The sequence below is a fragment of the Mycetohabitans endofungorum genome (assembly GCF_002927045.1).
Classification (GTDB): domain Bacteria; phylum Pseudomonadota; class Gammaproteobacteria; order Burkholderiales; family Burkholderiaceae; genus Mycetohabitans; species Mycetohabitans endofungorum.
This window is the reverse complement of sequence record NZ_PRDW01000002.1, coordinates 308623-326540: the sequence shown is the minus strand read 5'-3', so window position 1 is coordinate 326540 and position 17918 is coordinate 308623. Positions and strand designations below refer to the sequence as shown.

General features: G+C 63.3%; 19 protein-coding genes and 2 pseudogenes. 14 read left to right on the top strand and 7 right to left on the bottom strand.

Features of this window, described 5'->3' with window-relative positions; translation table 11 throughout:
- A partial coding sequence (locus B0O95_RS03300; protein WP_146063974.1) for an Rpn family recombination-promoting nuclease/putative transposase occupies positions 1-477 on the top strand: 477 nt, incomplete at its 5' end.
- A 96-nt stretch (positions 478-573) separates the two neighbouring features.
- Positions 574-762 (top strand): annotated as a pseudogene (locus tag B0O95_RS03295) (tyrosine-type recombinase/integrase); the annotation flags it as partial.
- Between the two features lie 378 nt (positions 763-1140).
- Here B0O95_RS03295 and B0O95_RS03290 read toward each other — a convergent pair.
- Both B0O95_RS03290 and B0O95_RS03285 read right to left on the bottom strand, forming a co-directional pair.
- Positions 1141-1671 carry a single-stranded DNA-binding protein gene (locus tag B0O95_RS03290; RefSeq protein ID WP_104076592.1) on the bottom strand — a complete coding sequence of 177 codons (531 nt, stop codon included), beginning with the start codon at positions 1669-1671 and terminating at the stop codon, positions 1141-1143.
- Between the two features lie 54 nt (positions 1672-1725).
- A complete protein-coding gene (locus B0O95_RS03285) occupies positions 1726-2904 on the bottom strand; it encodes an MFS transporter (RefSeq protein ID WP_233203078.1) in 1179 nt (392 codons plus the stop codon).
- On the opposite strand from B0O95_RS03285, the gene B0O95_RS16315 reads away from it, so the two are divergent.
- From B0O95_RS16315 to B0O95_RS03275, 3 genes are read left to right on the top strand one after another with little or no spacing between them, the layout of a single operon-like run.
- Positions 2831-3025, top strand: a complete 195-nt coding sequence (locus B0O95_RS16315; RefSeq protein WP_233203082.1) for a hypothetical protein — start codon at positions 2831-2833, stop codon at positions 3023-3025. The two genes, B0O95_RS03285 and B0O95_RS16315, sit on opposite strands and share 74 nt — an antisense overlap.
- A gap of 45 nt (positions 3026-3070) precedes the next feature.
- Positions 3071-5947 carry an excinuclease ABC subunit UvrA gene (uvrA, locus tag B0O95_RS03280; protein ID WP_104076590.1) on the top strand — a complete coding sequence of 959 codons (2877 nt, stop codon included), beginning with the start codon at positions 3071-3073 and terminating at the stop codon, positions 5945-5947.
- Between the two features lie 60 nt (positions 5948-6007).
- Entirely contained in the window at positions 6008-7132 is a 1125-nt protein-coding gene (locus B0O95_RS03275; RefSeq protein WP_370641792.1) for an AI-2E family transporter, read from the top strand.
- Positions 7133-7252: 120 nt separating this feature from the next.
- On the opposite strand, the gene purU is transcribed toward B0O95_RS03275, so the two are convergent.
- The 5 genes and pseudogenes from purU to B0O95_RS16885 all read right to left on the bottom strand — a co-directional run bounded on the left by purU (position 7253) and on the right by B0O95_RS16885 (position 10157).
- Positions 7253-8122, bottom strand: coding sequence for a formyltetrahydrofolate deformylase (gene purU, locus B0O95_RS03270; protein WP_104076588.1), 870 nt, complete (start codon positions 8120-8122; stop codon positions 7253-7255).
- 77 nt (positions 8123-8199) lie between these two features.
- Positions 8200-9108, bottom strand: a complete 909-nt coding sequence (locus tag B0O95_RS03265; protein WP_104076587.1) for an NUDIX hydrolase — start codon at positions 9106-9108, stop codon at positions 8200-8202.
- A gap of 103 nt (positions 9109-9211) precedes the next feature.
- Positions 9212-9346 (bottom strand): annotated as a pseudogene (locus B0O95_RS03260) (LysE family translocator); the annotation flags it as partial.
- Positions 9347-9379: 33 nt separating this feature from the next.
- Positions 9380-9946 (bottom strand): adenine phosphoribosyltransferase, encoded by a 567-nt coding sequence (locus B0O95_RS03255; RefSeq protein WP_104076633.1) that lies wholly within the window; start codon positions 9944-9946, stop codon positions 9380-9382.
- A gap of 79 nt (positions 9947-10025) precedes the next feature.
- Positions 10026-10157 carry a hypothetical protein gene (locus B0O95_RS16885; protein WP_255779347.1) on the bottom strand — a complete coding sequence of 44 codons (132 nt, stop codon included), beginning with the start codon at positions 10155-10157 and terminating at the stop codon, positions 10026-10028.
- 109 nt (positions 10158-10266) lie between these two features.
- On the opposite strand from B0O95_RS16885, the gene B0O95_RS03250 reads away from it, so the two are divergent.
- The 9 genes from B0O95_RS03250 to hprK all read left to right on the top strand — a co-directional run bounded on the left by B0O95_RS03250 (position 10267) and on the right by hprK (position 17914).
- Positions 10267-11250, top strand: a complete 984-nt coding sequence (locus B0O95_RS03250) for a KpsF/GutQ family sugar-phosphate isomerase (RefSeq protein WP_104076586.1) — start codon at positions 10267-10269, stop codon at positions 11248-11250.
- A gap of 7 nt (positions 11251-11257) precedes the next feature.
- Positions 11258-11788 (top strand): KdsC family phosphatase, encoded by a 531-nt coding sequence (locus B0O95_RS03245; RefSeq protein ID WP_104076585.1) that lies wholly within the window; start codon positions 11258-11260, stop codon positions 11786-11788.
- 3 nt (positions 11789-11791) lie between these two features.
- On the top strand, positions 11792-12397 hold the full coding sequence (lptC, locus tag B0O95_RS03240) for an LPS export ABC transporter periplasmic protein LptC (protein WP_104076584.1): 606 nt from the start codon (positions 11792-11794) through the stop codon (positions 12395-12397).
- Between the two features lie 36 nt (positions 12398-12433).
- Entirely contained in the window at positions 12434-13129 is a 696-nt protein-coding gene (lptA, locus tag B0O95_RS03235) for a lipopolysaccharide transport periplasmic protein LptA (RefSeq protein WP_104076632.1), read from the top strand.
- Complete coding sequence (gene lptB, locus B0O95_RS03230) at positions 13126-13905, top strand: LPS export ABC transporter ATP-binding protein (protein WP_104076583.1); 780 nt, start codon at positions 13126-13128, stop codon at positions 13903-13905. The genes lptA and lptB overlap by 4 nt, the downstream gene beginning before the upstream one ends.
- A 171-nt stretch (positions 13906-14076) precedes the next feature.
- On the top strand, positions 14077-15600 hold the full coding sequence (locus tag B0O95_RS03225) for an RNA polymerase factor sigma-54 (RefSeq protein WP_104076582.1): 1524 nt from the start codon (positions 14077-14079) through the stop codon (positions 15598-15600).
- 187 nt (positions 15601-15787) lie between these two features.
- On the top strand, positions 15788-16138 hold the full coding sequence (gene hpf / locus B0O95_RS03220; RefSeq protein ID WP_104076581.1) for a ribosome hibernation-promoting factor, HPF/YfiA family: 351 nt from the start codon (positions 15788-15790) through the stop codon (positions 16136-16138).
- A gap of 254 nt (positions 16139-16392) precedes the next feature.
- Positions 16393-16848: a PTS IIA-like nitrogen regulatory protein PtsN gene (gene ptsN, locus B0O95_RS03215; protein WP_076796362.1), complete on the top strand. Its 456-nt coding sequence runs from the start codon at positions 16393-16395 to the stop codon at positions 16846-16848.
- Between the two features lie 97 nt (positions 16849-16945).
- Complete coding sequence (gene hprK / locus B0O95_RS03210; protein WP_041754506.1) at positions 16946-17914, top strand: HPr(Ser) kinase/phosphatase; 969 nt, start codon at positions 16946-16948, stop codon at positions 17912-17914.
- Positions 17915-17918: the final 4 nt, after the last annotated feature.

Sequence of the window (17918 nt, the reverse complement as noted above, 5' to 3'; positions counted from 1 at the left end):
GCGGGAGGCTTTCCGTTGGTGGATGTCACGGTGATTTCGGATGATGAAATCATCACGCATCGGCGCATGGCGATGCTGGAGTTGCTGCAAAAGCATATCCGGCAACGCGATTTGGCGACCCTGGTGGAGCAACTGGCAAGCCTGTTGATCGCGGGGTACACTACGCATGAGCAATTGGTGTCGCTGATGCATTATATGCTGCAGTGGGGCGACACAACGGATCCGGAGCGATTTATGCGAGAGTTGGCGATCCGCTCACCACAACACGAGGAGGTTTTGATGACGATTGCACAAAAGCTCGAGCAAAAAGGTCTGGAGCGCGGCCGTATACTGGGACGTGAAGAAGGGCGTGAAGAAGGCCACAAGGAAGCCGCGCTGAAGATCGCGCGCACGTTGCTGGCAAGCGGATTGGAGCGTGAAACGGTAAGGCGTATGACAGGCTTGTCCGAAGCCGACATGAAGCAGATCTGCCACTAATCATCCGGGCAATTCAGGACTTAGGCCCCTACTTCACGTGCTGACAATGCCAAGCGTGCGCTGCGCTCAGGTGCCGTGGCATGCACAATTGTCACCGGCAAGTATGCCCGCGGCGATGCACGCTGGCGGCCCTTTAACGGCCCGCTGTCCGCGGCCAGCCAGCGGCAAGCGCGGGTCATCCTGAACGGCCTGTTCACCTGGCTAGTGAACGCCGGCTACCTGCGCGGCAACCCGATGGCGCTGCTGCGTCAGCGCGCCAAGCGCTCGGCGCCGCGCATGAAGAGGACAAATCGCCTGCACGGTTTGCCAAGGATTCGAACCCTGCCGCCCGCGGCGCTCAAGTGGCGCTATATGCCATGCAGAACCATCAAGCCGGTCGCTCTGCGGCAGCTGCCCGCCTAATTGCCCAGTCTGGCGGCGTCCGACAACACACGTGCGCGGCAACGCTTGGTGACATGCCCGCACAATGGCTCAACGGGCCGCCCGACGACATACGATGAACTGCCGAACGTAGCATATCCGGATACCAACGGAATCACCATCGACTTCGGAAAAACTGTCCCTTGCCTTGGCTCGATTCGATAAGAGTGAAACTGCGATAAGAAAAAGCCCGTATGCATAGGGCGTACGGGCCTTCTAGTTACACCATCCTAAAAGTACTCGCTAGAACGGAATATCGTCGTCCATCTCATCGAACCCGCCGCCGGCAGGCGCGCTGGGCCGACTCGCACCGCCGCCCGCACCCTGGCGTGCGCCACCCGACGCGCGCGCCCCACCGGTGCCGCCGCCTTCGCCCCGCGAAGACCCGCCCGACGCGCCGCCGCCGAAGTCATCGCCCCCGCCACCACCACCTGAGCCGCCACGGCCACCCAACAACTGCATGCTGTCCGCGACGATTTCGGTCGAGTAACGGTCTTGGCCGCTCTGGTCCTGCCATTTGCGAGTGCGGATACGCCCTTCGACGTACACCGGCGAGCCCTTTTTCAGGTATTCGGCGGCGATCTCCGCCAAGCGGCCGAAGAACACCACGCGGTGCCACTCGGTTAGTTCCTTAAATTCGCCCGATGCCTTGTCCTTGTACCGGTCCGTCGTTGCCAGACGGATATTGGTCACCGCATCGCCGCTTGGCAGGTAGCGCGTTTCCGGGTCGGCGCCGAGATTGCCGACGAGAATCACTTTGTTGACGGATGCCATATGCCTTTCTCCAGTTTGATTCGATACGCGTTACACGAGGCGTCGGATGCGCGGTCAATACGCCGCGCCGCGGCTGCCCGCTGGCGGCGGCACCCTCATCGGGGCCGCGATTATAAGCCACACGAACACCAGCACGGAACAGGCCAGGAATACCGACGCATCGCCATGCAGCTTGAGCAGCCAACCGCCCATCACGCCACCCAGCGCGAGCCCAAGTGCCTGCGTCGTATTGTAGACGCCCATCGCGGCGCCCTTGCGCGTGCCCGGCGCGAGCTTCGATACCATCGACGGCTGCGACGCTTCCAGCACGTTGAACCCAGTAAAGTAGACAAGCAGGATGACGGCCACCGCCATCATCGCATGACCCACCTGGGACAGCGCAAGCTGGCCGATCAGGATAGCGACGATGCCCGAGAGCATCACGGCCTTCATCCGGCCCCGCTTCTCGGCCGCGATAATCGCCGGCACCATCAACACGAACGCCAGTGCCATGACCGGCAGATAGACCTTCCAGTGCGACGCGACCGGCAGCCCGGCGCCGACCAAGATCCGCGGCACGACGACGAACAGCGCGGTCTGCGTCGCGTGTAGCGCGAACACGCCGAAGTTCATCCGCAGCAGTTCGCGGTGATGTAGCACCTCAGCGAACGGCGCCTTGACGTGGACCGGCGGTGACGCCGGATCAGGCACGATCCACAGCACCACCGCGATCGCCAACACCGACAGTACGCCGATCGCCGCGAACAGCCCGCTCATGCCGATCACCGCATACAGCACCGGCGCGCCGACAATGGCCACCGCAAACGAGACGCCAATGCTGCCACCGACCATCGCCATCGCCTTCGTGCGGTGATGTTCGCTGGTCAGGTCGGCGATCAGCGCGAGCACGGCCGACGAAATCGCGCCCGCGCCCTGCAGCGCGCGGCCGGCGATGATCCAGTGGATATTGTCCGCCAGCGCGGCCACCGCGGCCCCGAGCGCGAAGATCGCTAACCCGGCGACGATCACCGGCTTGCGCCCGATGCGGTCGGACAACCATCCGTAGAAAATATACAACGCCGCCTGCGTCACGCCATAGATGCCCAACGCGATACCGACGAGCACCGTATCGTCGCCGCCCGGGATCGTGTGGGCATAGACGGAGAACACCGGCATGATCATGAACAAACCGAGCATGCGCAACGCGAAAACCGACGCGAGTGAGACGGTCGCGCGCAGCTCCGGCGCGCTCATTCGGGAAGAAGAAGCGGACGACGTGGACATCGAGATGAATTTCCGTCCATTCATGCACCCTGACCGGGTGTCAGACCTGCCCGTTGGGCGCTGGTACGGCGGTGAGGAAAAGTCGTTATAGTAGCAGGTTTGGCAGCAACGCCAGCGAAGCCAGTACCATCGCTCAATGGAAGAGATCCGCATCCGTGGGGCCCGCACCCACAACCTGAAAAACGTCAACCTTGATCTGCCGCGCCACAAGCTGATCGTGGTCACGGGGTTGTCGGGCTCCGGCAAGTCGTCGCTCGCCTTCGACACGCTGTACGCAGAGGGACAGCGACGCTACGTCGAGAGCCTGTCCGCGTATGCGCGGCAGTTCCTGCAGTTGATGGAAAAACCGGATGTCGATCTGATCGAGGGTCTGTCGCCAGCCATCTCGATCGAGCAGAAGGCGACGTCGCACAACCCGCGCTCCACGGTCGGCACCGTCACCGAAATCCACGATTACCTGCGACTCTTGTACGCACGGGTGGGCACGCCGTACTGCCCAGATCACGACATCGCACTGCAGGCACAAAGCGTGTCGCAGATGGTCGACGCCGCGCTGGCCCTGCCCGAGGACACGAGGCTGATGATTCTCGCGCCGGTCGTGGTCAACCGCAAGGGCGAGCACGCCGAGCTGTTCGAGCAGATGCAGGCGCAGGGCTTCATCCGCTTCCGGGTGCGCTCCGGCGGCGGTACCGCGCACGAAGGCACCGCGCAAATCTATGACGTCGACGCGCTGCCCAAACTGAAAAAGAACGACAAACATACGATCGACGTCGTCGTGGACCGGCTCAAAGTGCGCCCAGACATGAAGCAGCGTCTCGCGGAGTCGTTTGAGACCGCGCTGCGGCTCGCTGACGGTCGCGCGATCACGCTGGAGATGGACAGCAACGCCGAGCATTTGTTTAGCTCGAAGTTCGCGTGCCCGGTTTGCTCCTACTCACTGCAGGAACTCGAGCCGCGGCTGTTTTCATTCAACAATCCGATGGGTGCATGCCCGGAATGCGACGGCCTGGGGCAGATCACCTTCTTTGACCCGAAGCGGGTGGTCGCGCATCCGTCGCTGTCGCTGGCCGCCGGCGCAGTGAAGGGCTGGGACCGGCGTAATCAGTTCTATTTCCAGATGTTGCAAAGCCTGGCGGCATTCTACGAGTTCGACATCGAAACAGCGTTCGAGGACCTGCCCGAGGCGGTACGCCAGTCCGTACTGTACGGTTCTGGCGGACAGGCCATCCCATTCTCGTACATGAACGAGCGCGGCCGCGCGTCGGTGCGCGAGCATCCGTTCGAAGGCATTATCCGCAATTTGGAGCGCCGCTACCGGGAAACCGATTCGGCAGCAGTGCGCGAGGAATTGGCCAAGTACCAAAACAACCAGACGTGCCCCGCATGCGAGGGCACCCGGCTGCGGCGTGAGGCGCGCCATGTGAAGCTCGGCTCCGACGGCGACGCGCGGGCGATCTTCGAGGTGAGCGGCTGGCCGCTGCGCGACGCACTAGGTTACTTTCAGACGCTAAGGCTGGACAGCGCCGCCAAGCGCGAAATCGCCGACAAGGTGATCAAGGAAATCGTCGCGCGCCTCATGTTCCTGAACAACGTCGGACTCGATTACCTGTCGCTGGAGCGCAGCGCGGATACGCTGTCCGGTGGCGAGGCGCAGCGCATCCGCCTCGCGTCGCAGATCGGCTCGGGACTGACCGGCGTGATGTATGTGCTCGACGAGCCGTCGATCGGACTGCATCAGCGCGACAACGACCGGTTAATCGCGACATTGAAGCACCTGCGTAATCTAGGCAACTCGGTCATCGTCGTGGAGCACGACGAGGACATGATCCGGATGGCCGATTACGTGGTGGACATGGGCCCGGGCGCCGGCGAGCACGGCGGCATGGTGGTGGCGCGCGGCACACCGCAGCAGATCGAGAACGACGCCGCCTCGGTCACCGGCCAGTATCTTTGCGGCGCGCGGCGGATCGCGGTGCCGCAGCAGCGGCGCGCACCGGACGAGCGCCGGCTGCGGATCGTGCAGGCCTACGGCAACAACCTGAAGCGCGTGACGCTGGACCTGCCGGTGGGTCTGCTCACCTGCGTGACCGGTGTATCAGGTTCGGGCAAGTCCACACTGATCAACGACACGCTGTACCATGCAGTCGCGCACCATCTGTACGGCTCGGCGGCCGAGCCCGCCCCGCACGAGGCCATCGACGGACTGGAGCATTTCGACAAGGTGATCAACGTCGACCAGTCACCGATCGGCCGTACGCCGCGCTCAAACCCGGCTACCTACACCGGCCTGTTCACGCCGATCCGGGAGTTATTCGCCGGCGTGCCGGCGGCCAAGGAGCGCGGCTATGATCCGGGACGGTTTTCGTTCAACGTCAAGGGCGGGCGCTGCGAGTCGTGCCAGGGCGACGGCGTGCTGAAGGTGGAGATGCATTTTTTGCCCGATGTCTACGTGCCATGCGACGTGTGCCACGGCAAGCGGTACAACCGAGAGACGCTCGAAATCCAGTACAAGGGTTGTAGCATCAGCGAAGTGCTCGACATGACGGTCGAACACGCGTACGAGTTCTTCCGTGCGGTGCCGGTGGTGGCGCGCAAGCTCAAGACGCTGCTCGACGTGGGGCTCGGCTACATCCGGCTGGGCCAGTCCGCAACTACATTGTCCGGCGGCGAAGCACAACGAATCAAGCTTTCGCTGGAACTGAGCAAGCGCGACACGGGTCGCACCCTTTATATCCTAGATGAGCCGACGACGGGCCTGCACTTCCACGATATCGCGCTGCTGCTGGAAGTCATTCACCGATTGCGCGATCATGGAAATACGGTTGTCATCATTGAGCATAATCTTGACGTCATCAAGACGGCGGATTGGGTCATCGACCTCGGACCGGAGGGTGGCGCCGGCGGTGGTCAGATCATCGCGCAGGGCACGCCGGAACACGTAGCACAATCGAAGGCAAGCTTTACCGGCAAGTACCTGGCACCCCTGCTCGGCACACGCCAGACGCGGGCCTGACGTATGTGCTACGCTGCGCCAACGTCCGTGCGGGACAAATAGTCGTAACGAGGATTGGGGATGGCAACAGAATATGAAGCGGCGCGTCCGAGCGATGGCGACGACGGACGCGGCTCGGCGCAGGGGTCGCGTCCGGTGCAGCCGCTTCCGACGCACAACGTGAATCGACCGGGCCCTGCGTCGTTGTCCCGGCTCGCGCCGGTGGATATCGCCAGCTACCTATTCATGATCGCCGCGATGGTGCTGGTCATCGAGCTGAAATTGCTCGGCGCGCTGCTGGCGGGGCTACTTGTTTATCAGGTCGTGCACCAAATCTCGCCACGCCTGGAACGTCATTTGTCCAGCCAGCGCGCGCGGTGGTTCGCGGTCGTGTTCGTCGCCTGCGCGGTGGTCGCCGCCTTCACCGGCATCTCGTTGGGCATCGCACAGCATCTAGAAAAGCACGTCACCAGCGTGCAAGCGCTGTTCGAGCAGGTGATGCGGTTCTTCGATCAAGCGCGTGCGCGGCTTCCGGCTTGGGCGTTGACGTATCTGCCGAGTAACGCCGCTGAGATCGAATCGAAGATTACTGTCTTGTTGCACTCGCACGCGACGCAGTTGCAGGAGGGCGGCAAGACGGCGATGCGCGGCATCACGCACGTGCTGCTCGGCATGATTCTCGGCGCAATCGTGGCCGTCGACGCGCAGCATCATGCGACTCGCGCACCGCTGTCCGCGGCGCTAGTCACGCGGGTGTCGCGCTTCGCCGACGCATTTCGGCGGATCGTGTTCGCGCAGGTCAAGATCTCAGCAGTCAATGCGTTCTTCACCGGCCTTTACCTGCTTGTCGCACTGCCGCTGTTCCATTCGCGGCTGCCGCTGTCCAAGACGCTGGTGATTTTCACGTTCGTGGTCGGACTGTTGCCGGTGGTCGGCAACCTGATCTCGAACACCGTGATCGTGCTGATCTCGCTGGCTTCTGGGATCGGCGTCGCAATTTCGTCACTCGCGTTCCTGGTGGTGATCCACAAGCTGGAGTACTTTTTGAACGCGCGTATCGTCGGCGGCGAGATCGAGGCCAAGGCGTGGGAACTCCTAATCGCGATGCTGGTGATGGAAGCGGCGTTTGGGCTGCTTGGCGTCATCGCGGCGCCGATCTTCTATGCCTACATCAAGCGTGAGTTGGTGCTCTCCAAACTGATCTGAGCGCGCGGGCGGCGCACAGCGCCGCACCAAGCCCGCCCGCAGTGCACGACACATTGCATTGGTCAGCGTCCGTGCGCTGCCAGCACCGGCGTGCAGAGCGTCCGTGGGCGGTACACTGAGTCAGCGGAATACCACGGTCTTCGTGCCATTGAGCACGATGCGGTGCTCAACGTGCCACTTCACCGCCCGCGCAAGGGTCACGCATTCGACGTCCCGGCCCACGGCCGTCAGTTCGTCGGGCGTCATGCTATGGTCGACGCGTTCGACTTCCTGTTCGATGATCGGACCTTCATCCAAATCCGTGGTCACGTAGTGCGCGGTGGCGCCGATCAGCTTCACGCCGCGGTCGAATGCCTGGTAGTACGGTTTCGCCCCCTTGAAGCTAGGCAGGAACGAATGATGAATATTGATGGCCCGGCCGGCCAGCTTCTCGCACAGGTCGCCCGACAAAATTTGCATGTAACGCGCCAACACGACGAGGTCCACACCGTGGTGCTCGACCAACTCCAGGACGCGAGATTCTTGCGCCGCCTTGGCCTGCGGCGTGCCGTCGGCCAGCGGTAGATAGTGGAATGGGATGTTGTAGCTTGCCGCGAGTTGGTAGAAGTCCTGGTGGTTCGACACGATCGCCGGGATCTCGATCGCAAGCTGTCCGGTGCGGTAACGGAACAACAAGTCGTTCAGACAATGGCCGATCTTGGACACCATGATCATCACGCGCGACTTGACGTTCGCATCGTGCAATTCCCAGCGCATGCCGAACTGCTCGGCCAGCGTCGCGAAACTGGCGCGCAGCGCGTGTAGTCCGGGATCGCCGCCCACTTGCTGGAAGTGCACACGCATGAAGAACTCGCCGGTGCGACTGTCGCCGAACTGCGCGGAATCCAAGATATTGCTGCCTCGCTCGAACAGAAATCCGGACACCGCATGCACGATACCCGGCCGGTCGGCGCAGGCGAGTTTGAGAATGAAGCTGTGTTCGGTAGCCATGCCATAACCCCTTGTTTAACTCGTCACCGGATAATGTGGTTGGACAGGTCTGCCGGTGCCAGCCGACGCAGCGGCACTCAATCGCCGGGCGCCTGCAGCAGTATGTCGAAAGCGCCGCATTCGGCGGAATCGAGCCAGCCACGGCGCAACAGACAATCGAGCGTCGCCAAGCTCGCATCGACGGTCATCCGGCCAGCGCGAACCACGTCGAGCAATTGCGCACGCGACACCAGCCGGTGCTCGGCGACTTCCCCGTCGGTATTGCGGGGCGCGAAATCATCGGGCAGCAGCAGATCGTAGACGAACAGTTGCTCGGCCTGCGTACCCTCGTCGATTTCCTGCAAAACGTGAATCGTGCGCCCCGCGCTGGCCGTGCGCGCGAGCAACGCATCAATACCGGACTCTTCGTACGCCTCTTTTACCAACGTATCGAACACCGGCAGCCCCCAGCCGATTCCGCCGCCAACCAGGTTGTCGAGCATGCCGGGGTCAGTCGGCTTCGTGTCGCTGCGGCGCGCGATCCAGAAATATGGCTCACCGTCCGCGGCGCGCGGCGCAACCGGTGAGGCGGCACCGCCGCCGCTGCGCGTCGGCGCCTCGCAGTCAGGGCCCACCACTACGCCGTTTAGATGGACAGCGTATGTTGTCGTGCCAAAAAACCGCGACGCCGCGCGTTCAATGAATGCGAGCGGTGGGTCGTCAAATGCATTGCGGATCGCATAGGTCTCGTTGCGCCATCCGCGAATCAGGCCGTGCGCGGCCAGCGCCCCAATAACCGAGCCCAGTGCGGCACTGCGTGCCTGGAGGGTATCGAATGCATCGGCCAGCACGACGCAGCGCTCACTGATGGCGAACACGTCCGGCCAGTGCGTGAGCCAACGCACGTCGCCCGCGCGGATCCAGCCGACCGGCTGCCCGTCGATCACGAACCGCAGATGCTGGTCGCGCCGGAAACGGCGCGCGGCGTCAACGCAGCCCCAAGTCATCGCCGATGCCCTTTGCGCATAAAACCAATGATTCTAACGCGTCTTCAACTTTGCAACGCGGCGACCCAAGCGCCGAGGGTGATGAAGGTCACGTCCGCCAGCCAGCCCAGCCAGGCGCCCACACGCGGTCGACGGCGCACCCCTGCGAGACGTCCCGCGCGAGCACTGACAGGTAGTCCGGGCCCGGCGCGACGGTGATCGCCACGGACGTGGCGAAGAACAGCGACAATTCAGGCATCGCCTCGCTCCAGCAAATGATGGCCGCAGCGGCTCAAAACGTGCACACGGTATAGAGCGGCGCCCCGGCATTGCGCAGCAGCGTCGAACCTCCCAGCTCGGGCAGATCGATGATCGCCGCGCACTCGACGACGTGTGCACCGAGCCGCTCCAGCAGCACGCGCCCAGCCATCATCGTGCCGCCCGTGGCGATCAAGTCGTCGATGAGCACGATGCGCTCGCCCGGGCGGCATGCATCGGCGTGGACTTCGACCGTCGCCTCACCATACTCGAGCGAGTAGGACGCTGACACGGTCGTGAACGGCAGCTTACCTTTCTTGCGGATCGGAATGAAGCCCACGTTCAGCTCGTAGGCAAGGATCGGTCCGACGATGAATCCTCGCGCATCAAGCCCTGCGATGTAGTCTAGCCGCTGGTCGATATAGCGCTGCACGAACAGGTCGACCAGCACCCGCAGGCATTTCGCGTCCTGCAGCAGCGGCGTGATATCGCGAAATTGCACGCCAGGCTGCGGCCAGTCGGACACAGTACGGATATGTTGGCGGATATAGGCGGCAGGATCGGTCAGCACCGCTGGTGGCGACGCAGCGCGCTCTTGCATGGTGGTCTCCATTGCGGATCGGGCGCCGGGTGTCAGCCCGCGCCGGGTTCATTCGGACGTCATTCGACTGCGTGCCGCGCTAGGCCGGCTGCGTTGCCGCACCACGCCGCGCGCGCAACAGCCGCTTCTCGGCCAGCGCGAGCGCGTTGGGCAAGCCGCGCAGCACGACGATGTCGCGCGCGCAGTTTCGTGTCGCGATCGGGCTCGACACCCCTTATACCATGCCGGCGGATCGCGGTGACCTCGATGCCCATCAACGCTTCGGGAGCCGCGCCGCCGGGTGCGCCGCCAGCCAAATGCGCGTTTGCTATACTCCGCGCATGATAGCGAAAATCAATGGCGCCCGGGCATTGCAGCTGGCGCAGCACGTGCTCGACATCGAGGCAGATGCCATCCGGAGCCTGAGTACGCGCCTGAACGGCGAGTTTGTCGTCGCCGTGGAAATGTTGCTGGCCTGCAAGGGACGCGTGGTGGTCTCCGGCATCGGCAAGTCAGGCCATATTGCGCGCAAGCTGGCAGCCACGCTGGCGAGCACCGGCACACCCGCGTTCTTCGTGCATCCGGCCGAGGCGAGCCACGGCGACCTGGGCATGGTCACCGCCGACGACGTGTTCATCGGTTTGTCCAACTCCGGCGAATCGGAGGAACTGGTTGCGATCCTGCCACTAATCAAGCGGCTCGGCGCAAAATTGATCGCGGTGACCGGACGGCCGGAATCGAGCCTGGCCAAGCTGGCCGACGTGCACTTGAATGCGCGCGTGGAGAAGGAGGCGTGCCCGCTGAACCTCGCGCCCACGGCCAGCACCACAGCCACGCTCGCGCTTGGCGACGCGCTGGCGGTAGCGGTACTCGACGCGCGCGGCTTTTCCGCCGACGATTTCGCGCGCTCGCATCCGGGCGGCTCGTTGGGCCGGCGCCTGCTGACCTATGTGCGCGACGTGATGCGTACCGGCGATGAGGTGCCGCGCGTGACGCTGTGCGCGACGGTGCGCGACGCGTTGTTTGAGATCACCGCGAAACGGCTGGGCATGACCGCGATCGTGGACGGGGATTCGCGCGTGGAAGGTATCTTCACCGATGGCGATTTGCGCCGCGTGCTGGAGCACAAGGGCGACATCTTTGGCCTGCCGATCACCGACGTGATGACACGCAAGCCGCGCACGATCAGCGCCGGACAGCTAGCGGTGGAGGCCGTGGAACTGATGGAGCGATTCCGCATGAACCATATGCTGGTCGCCGACGCCGATGGCACGCTGATCGGCGCGCTGAACACGCACGACCTTTTCTCCGCCAAAGTCATTTGATCCGACCATGGTCCTAACCGCAATTGAACGCGCCGCGCGCGTCAAGCTGATGATCTTCGACGTGGACGGCGTGCTAACCGACGGCACGTTGTACTTCACGCCGGACGGCGACGCAATGAAGGGTTTCAACTCGATGGACGGCCATGGGTTGAAGCTGCTCGAGCAGGCCGGCATCGCGACCGCGATCATCACCGGGCGCAATTCGAAGATCGTCGAATTGCGCGCGCGCGAGATCCGCGTGTCATACTTGTATCAGGGGATCAGCGACAAACTCGTCGCGTTCGACAAGTTGCTGGATGCCGCCGGCGTCACCGCCAATGAATGCGGGTACATGGGCGACGACTGGCCCGACCTGGCGGTCATGCTGCGCGTCGGTTTTGCCGCCGCGCCGGCGGACGCGCACCCCGAGGTACGCAGTCGCGCGCATTGGATCGCCACCGCACGCGGCGGTCATGGTGCCGCTCGCGAGGTCATCGATACACTGCTGCGCGCGCAGGGCCGGTATGACGGTCTGCTCGCGGCGGCGTGCGAAGGCTAAGCGATGCGCGAGATGCGCCCGTCCGCCTGGTTGCCGCTCGTGATCATGGGGGTGCTCGCCGCCGGCACGTACTGGCTGCTGCAGAACACGCTGCCGCGCCCGTCGCAGGTGGTATCGGCGGCTAAGGCGCATACACCGGACTATTTCGCCGACCACTTCTCGATCTCGATGCTGGACGAAAGTGGCGTGACGCAGTACCGGATCACGGCCGCGTCGATGGTCCACTACGAGGACGATGCGGCGACGCACGCGACGCTGCCGGCAATCCGCGCGTTCGCGCCAGGCCAGCCGGTCGTCACCGCCACCGGCAAGCGCGCTGTCATTAATGCGGACGGCTCGATCGTGGACCTGTACGACGACGCGCGCATCCTGCGCGACGCGGGTCCGACCGATCCTCGGATGCAAGCTGACTCCGAGCACTTCCGCGTGCTGACCCACGACGACATCATCGAAACCGAAAAGCCGGTTAAACTGCTGCGCGGCCTGTCCCAGATGACGGCCAATGGCATGATTTACAACAACGTGACCCGGGAAATGCGTCTGCTCGGCCAGGTACGCGGCATGATTGCCGCGTCCGACACGGCGACGGGCGGGCCGTTTAGTCAATGACGGGCACCTCTTTCTCGCACGACGCGCATGAACCCAATGTTTGACCGCCCCGTGCCTGCGCGCACGCTGCATCCGCAGCGCTGCGCCAGGGCGAGCCGTGCCCGCGCGGCAGGCAGGCGAATCGTGTCGGCGCTGGCCGTCGCGCTGCCGCTTGCGCTGTCGCTGCCCGTTGCGCACGCCGAGCGCGCGGATCGCGACAAGCCGCTAAACATCGAAGCGGACAACATGACGTACGACGACCTGAAGCAGCTGACGGTCTTCACCGGCCACGTCGTCGCGACCAAGGGCACGATCCTGATCCGTGCGGACCGCGTGGAGGTCAAGCAGGATCCGCAAGGCTACCAGCACGCCACCGGCACCAGCAACGGCAGCACACTGTCGTATTTCCGGCAGAAGCGCGACGGCATGGACGAATACATCGAAGGCAACGCGGTGCGCATCGACTACGACGGCAAGCAGGACCTGACAACGTTGACCACACGCGCCGTTGTGCGGCGCCTACATGGGTTGTCCAAGCTCGTCGATGAAGTGCGCGGCAGTGTGATCACCTACGATGGCCAGAAGGACTTTTACACCGCGCAGTCGGGCAAGGATGTCGCGGGACCGGGCAATCCGAGCGGCCGCGTGCGTGCGATGCTCACGCCCAGCACGGGGGGCGGCGTGCTGCCCCAACCGGCCGGCGACGTGATGCTGACCCCATCCACGACGCTGCAAGGAACGTCGCAGCCATGAACGCATCGGTTCTCCCCGTGTCTGCTCGGGCTGCGGCCAGCACGCTGTTGGTGCGCAACTTGCGCAAACGTTACGGCGCGCGCACCGTCGTCAAGGACGTGTCGCTTGACGTGAAAAGCGGCGAAGTGGTTGGGCTGCTCGGACCGAACGGCGCCGGCAAGACGACCTCATTCTACATGATCGTCGGGCTGGTTCCGCTCGATGCCGGCGAGATCATGCTCGATGACACGCCGATCAGCCTGCTGCCGATCCACAAGCGTGCCCGGATGGGGTTGTCCTATCTGCCACAGGAGGCGTCGGTATTCCGTAAGCTGTCTGTCAACGAGAACATCCGCGCGGTGCTGGAGTTGCAACTAGACGAGCACGACAAACCGCTGTCCAAGCAAGCGGTATCGGTGCGTGCTGACGCGTTGCTTGAGGAGCTGCAGATCGCGCACCTGCGCGACAATCCGGCGATGTCGCTGTCCGGCGGCGAACGGCGCCGTGTCGAGATCGCGCGCGCGCTCGCCACCCGACCCAGCTTTATCCTGCTGGACGAGCCATTTGCCGGCGTGGACCCAATCGCCGTGCTGGAAATCCAGAAGATCGTGCGCTTTTTGAAGGAGCGCGGCATCGGCGTGTTGATCACGGATCATAACGTGCGCGAGACACTCGGCATCTGCGACCACGCGTACATCATCAGCGACGGCAGCGTGCTCGCGGCCGGCGCGCCCAAGGAAATCATTGCGAACGAGAGCGTGCGCCGCGTGTACCTGGGCGAACATTTTCGTATGTAGCCCCTTCACCGGGGCGGGCTCCCGCCCCAACCAGCGCCGACCTGGCGACACCGCCGCGCCAGCGGGTGGCTCGCGCGCGCCGACTCATTCAAACATGCACAAAACGGGCCAACGTGTTCCCTCAGGGTTCCGCCAACGTGGCAAACTGTCTACAATAAAAAGCAATCTGCCATGAAAGCAAGCCTTCAACTCCGTCTATCGCAGCATCTGGCACTGACCCCGCAATTGCAGCAGTCGATCCGGCTACTGCAGCTGTCGACGCTCGAATTGCAGCAGGAAGTCGCCACGGCGATCGCGCAAAATCCGTTACTGGAGAATGAGGACGACTGGATCGCGAGCCCATTGCGGGTCGCCGCGGACGGCTCACTGTTGCCGTCGCAAAGCAGCGCGCTACCCACCGGCATGGCCGAGGCGCCAGCACCGGTGCTCGGCAGCGCCAGCGGCGTGAACGGCGAGCGCGCGGAAAGCGCGGAGCCGGCCGCCGTTGACGAATACAACGGCATGAACAGCGACAGCGGCACCGACACGGCGTCGTGGAACTTGGACGACTATGTGCGTCCCGGTGGCACCTCCGACGACGACGACATGCCGCCGCTGCAGCTGCACGAATCCACGGTCAGCCTACGCGAGCATTTGGGCGCGCAGTTGCGCCTGACCAAGGCTAGCTCGCGCGACCGCGCGCTGGTCACGTTTCTGATCGAGTCGCTGGACGACGATGGCTACCTGAGCGCGAGCTGCGACGAAATCCTCGCCGACTTGCCGGCCGAGCTTGAGGTCGACGCCGATGAGTTGAACGCGGCGCTCGCGCTGCTGCACAGCTTCGATCCGGCTGGGGTCGGGGCGCGCTCGGCGTCCGAATGCCTGAAGCTGCAATTGTTGCGGCTGGAGCCGAGCGCCACGCGCACGCTGGCGCTGGAAATCGTGTCGAACTACCTGGAGTTGCTGGCGGCGCGCGACTTCACGCGTCTGCGCAAGCATCTGAAGGCCAGCGACGACGCGCTGCGCGACGCGCACGCGCTGATCCGCTCGCTCGAGCCGTTCCCCGGCGCCGCGTACGGCAAGGTCGAGGCCGACTACGTGGCGCCGGACATCATCGTGAAGAAAACCTCACAGGGATGGCAGGCGGAGTTGAACCGTGAAGTCGTGCCGCGGCTGCGGGTCAACCACTTGTACGCGAACATCCTGCGCAGCAACCGGGGTGACCCAGGCAGCGGTTCGTTGCGCCAGCAACTGCAAGAAGCGCGCTGGCTGATCAAGAACATCCAGCAACGATTTGACACGATTTTGCGCGTCGCACAAGCAATCGTCGAGCGTCAGCGCAGTTTTTTTGTGCATGGCGAGATCGCGATGCGCCCCTTGGTTTTACGAGAAATTGCTGATACGCTGGGCTTGCATGAGTCGACCGTATCGCGAGTCACGACCGGGAAGTACATGCTGACGCCCTTTGGGACGCTCGAGTTCAAGTACTTCTTTGGCTCGCACGTGTCGACCGATACGGGGGGCGCGGCGTCATCGACCGCGATCCGCGCGCTCATCAAGCAACTGATAGGAGCCGAAGACCCGAAATCACCTCTTTCAGACAGCCGCATCGCTGAACTGCTGGCCGAACAGGGCTTCGTGATCGCACGCCGAACTGTGGCGAAATATCGCGAAGCGCTGAAGATTCCGGCTGTTAGCATGCGTAAGTCGTTATAGCCTACTGCATGTTGCGGTGGGCGTTTACCGGCCGCGGCGCTTAGATGGAATATGGTCAGGAGCCGGCCGATATCGGCCCGCCACTCCTTTTTCGTCACGACGGGGTGCACGCTACAAGCGGGACGAGGCTCGAGCGGCGCCGGATCATGCCTTTGCGCCAGCGGCTATTGAGCACGGAGAGGCAGCTATGAATCTGAAGATCAGTGGACACCACCTGGAAGTCACGCCCGCCCTGCGCGAATATGTGGTCGTGAAGCTCGAACGAGTGCTCAGGCATTTTGACCAGGTGATCGATGGTACTGTGCTACTGGCCGTAGACAATCACAAGGAAAAGGAAAAACGGCAAAGGGTGGAGGTCAACCTGCACCTGAAGGGCAAGGACATCTTTGTCGAGAGCGCGAATGGCGACCTGTATGCGGCGATCGACATGCTGATCGACAAACTCGACCGTCAGGTATTGCGTTATAAGGACCGGCTGCAAGGTCACCAGCATCAGGCGATCAAGTACGCGCCTGTTCCCGAGCAACCGGCATTCTGAGCGCGGATCGGATCCGCGTTGGCAAGCCGCCCGCACCGGGCGGCTTTTTCATTACCCGCACGCGTTGTATCGCGTGGACCGAACCCGCGTTGGCGCGTTGCACCATGCGCAACTCGCCTGATCTATAATGTTTTGGTTACCATAGTTGCCACCTATAAAATCATCAGCCGGAAAGCGTCTGCCGTGAGTCGTCGCGCGGCCCCCAGTGCTGGCCGACAGCCCGTGCGCGATACAACTGCTTTTCGCCTGTCCCTATGAATCGTCTAGCTAAAATCCTGCCAATTGAGAATGTCGTGCTGGGTCTGTCCGTGACCAGCAAGAAGCGGGTTTTCGAACAAGCCGGCCTGATCTTCGAAAATCAAAACGGCATTGCCCGTAGCGTCGTCACCGATAACCTGTTTGCGCGCGAACGGCTCGGCTCGACCGGTCTCGGCGAAGGCGTGGCGATCCCGCATGGGCGCATTAAGGGGCTGAAGCAGCCGCTGGCGGCATTTGTGCGGCTTGCTGAACCCATTCCGTTCGAGTCGCCGGACGGCCAGCCGGTCCAATTGCTGATCTTTCTGCTTGTGCCAGAACAGGCGACGCAGCAACATCTCGAAATCCTGTCCGAGATCGCACAACTGTTGTCGGACCAGCAAGCGCGCAAGAGTCTGTCCACCGAGCCGGACCGTGGCGCGCTGCACCAACTGCTGACTCAGTGGCAACCCTAATCGCCGCGACGCGTGCGCTTCTAACACAATAGATTCAAGCGCATGCGTCGCGCACCGCGATGAGCAGCGCCGCGCGACGCAACCCGAGAAGGCCACCATGGATACGTCCAGCATCAACGCGCAAAGCATCTTCGACGACAACGCCGCTTCGCTGAAGCTGAGTTGGCTGACGGGTCATGAAGGCTGGGACCGCGGTTTCTCGACGGAAACCGTCGCCAATGCGACCTCCAGCGCCGATCTGGTCGGCCACTTGAACCTGATCCATCCGAACCGGATCCAGGTGCTGGGCGAAGCCGAGGTCAATTACTACCAGCGGCAAAGCGATGAGGACCGCTCACGCAACATGGCCGAGCTGATCGCCCTTGAACCGCCGTTCCTGGTCGTGGCCGGCGGCGTGGCGGCGCCGCCGGAGCTGGTGCTTCGCTGCACGCGCTCCTCGACGCCGCTGTTCACCACGCCGATGTCCGCCGCCGCCGTGATCGACAGCCTGCGGCTGTACATGTCACGTATCCTGGCGCCGCGCGCAACGCTGCACGGCGTGTTCCTCGACATCCTCGGCATGGGGGTGCTGCTGACTGGCGACTCGGGGCTGGGCAAGAGCGAACTGGGGCTGGAGCTGATCAGCCGCGGCCATGGGCTGGTCGCAGATGATGCGGTCGACTTCGTGCGGCTCGGACCAGATTTCGTCGAAGGCCGCTGCCCGCCGCTACTGCAGAACCTGCTGGAGGTACGCGGCCTCGGGCTGCTCGACATCAAGACGATTTTCGGCGAAACCGCGGTGCGTCGAAAAATGAAACTCAAGCTGATCGTGCAGCTAGTGCGCCGCCCCGACGGCGAATTCCAACGCTTGCCGCTAGAAAGCCAGACGGTTGACGTGCTGGGCTTGCCGATCAGCAAGGTCACGATCCAGGTTGCGGCCGGCCGCAACCTGGCCGTGCTGGTCGAAGCCGCCGTGCGCAACACGATTCTACAATTGCGCGGCATCGATACGTTGCGCGATTTTATGGAGCGCCAGCGGCTCGCGATGCAGGATCCGGACGGACAATTTCCAGGCAAGCTGATCTGAGCGG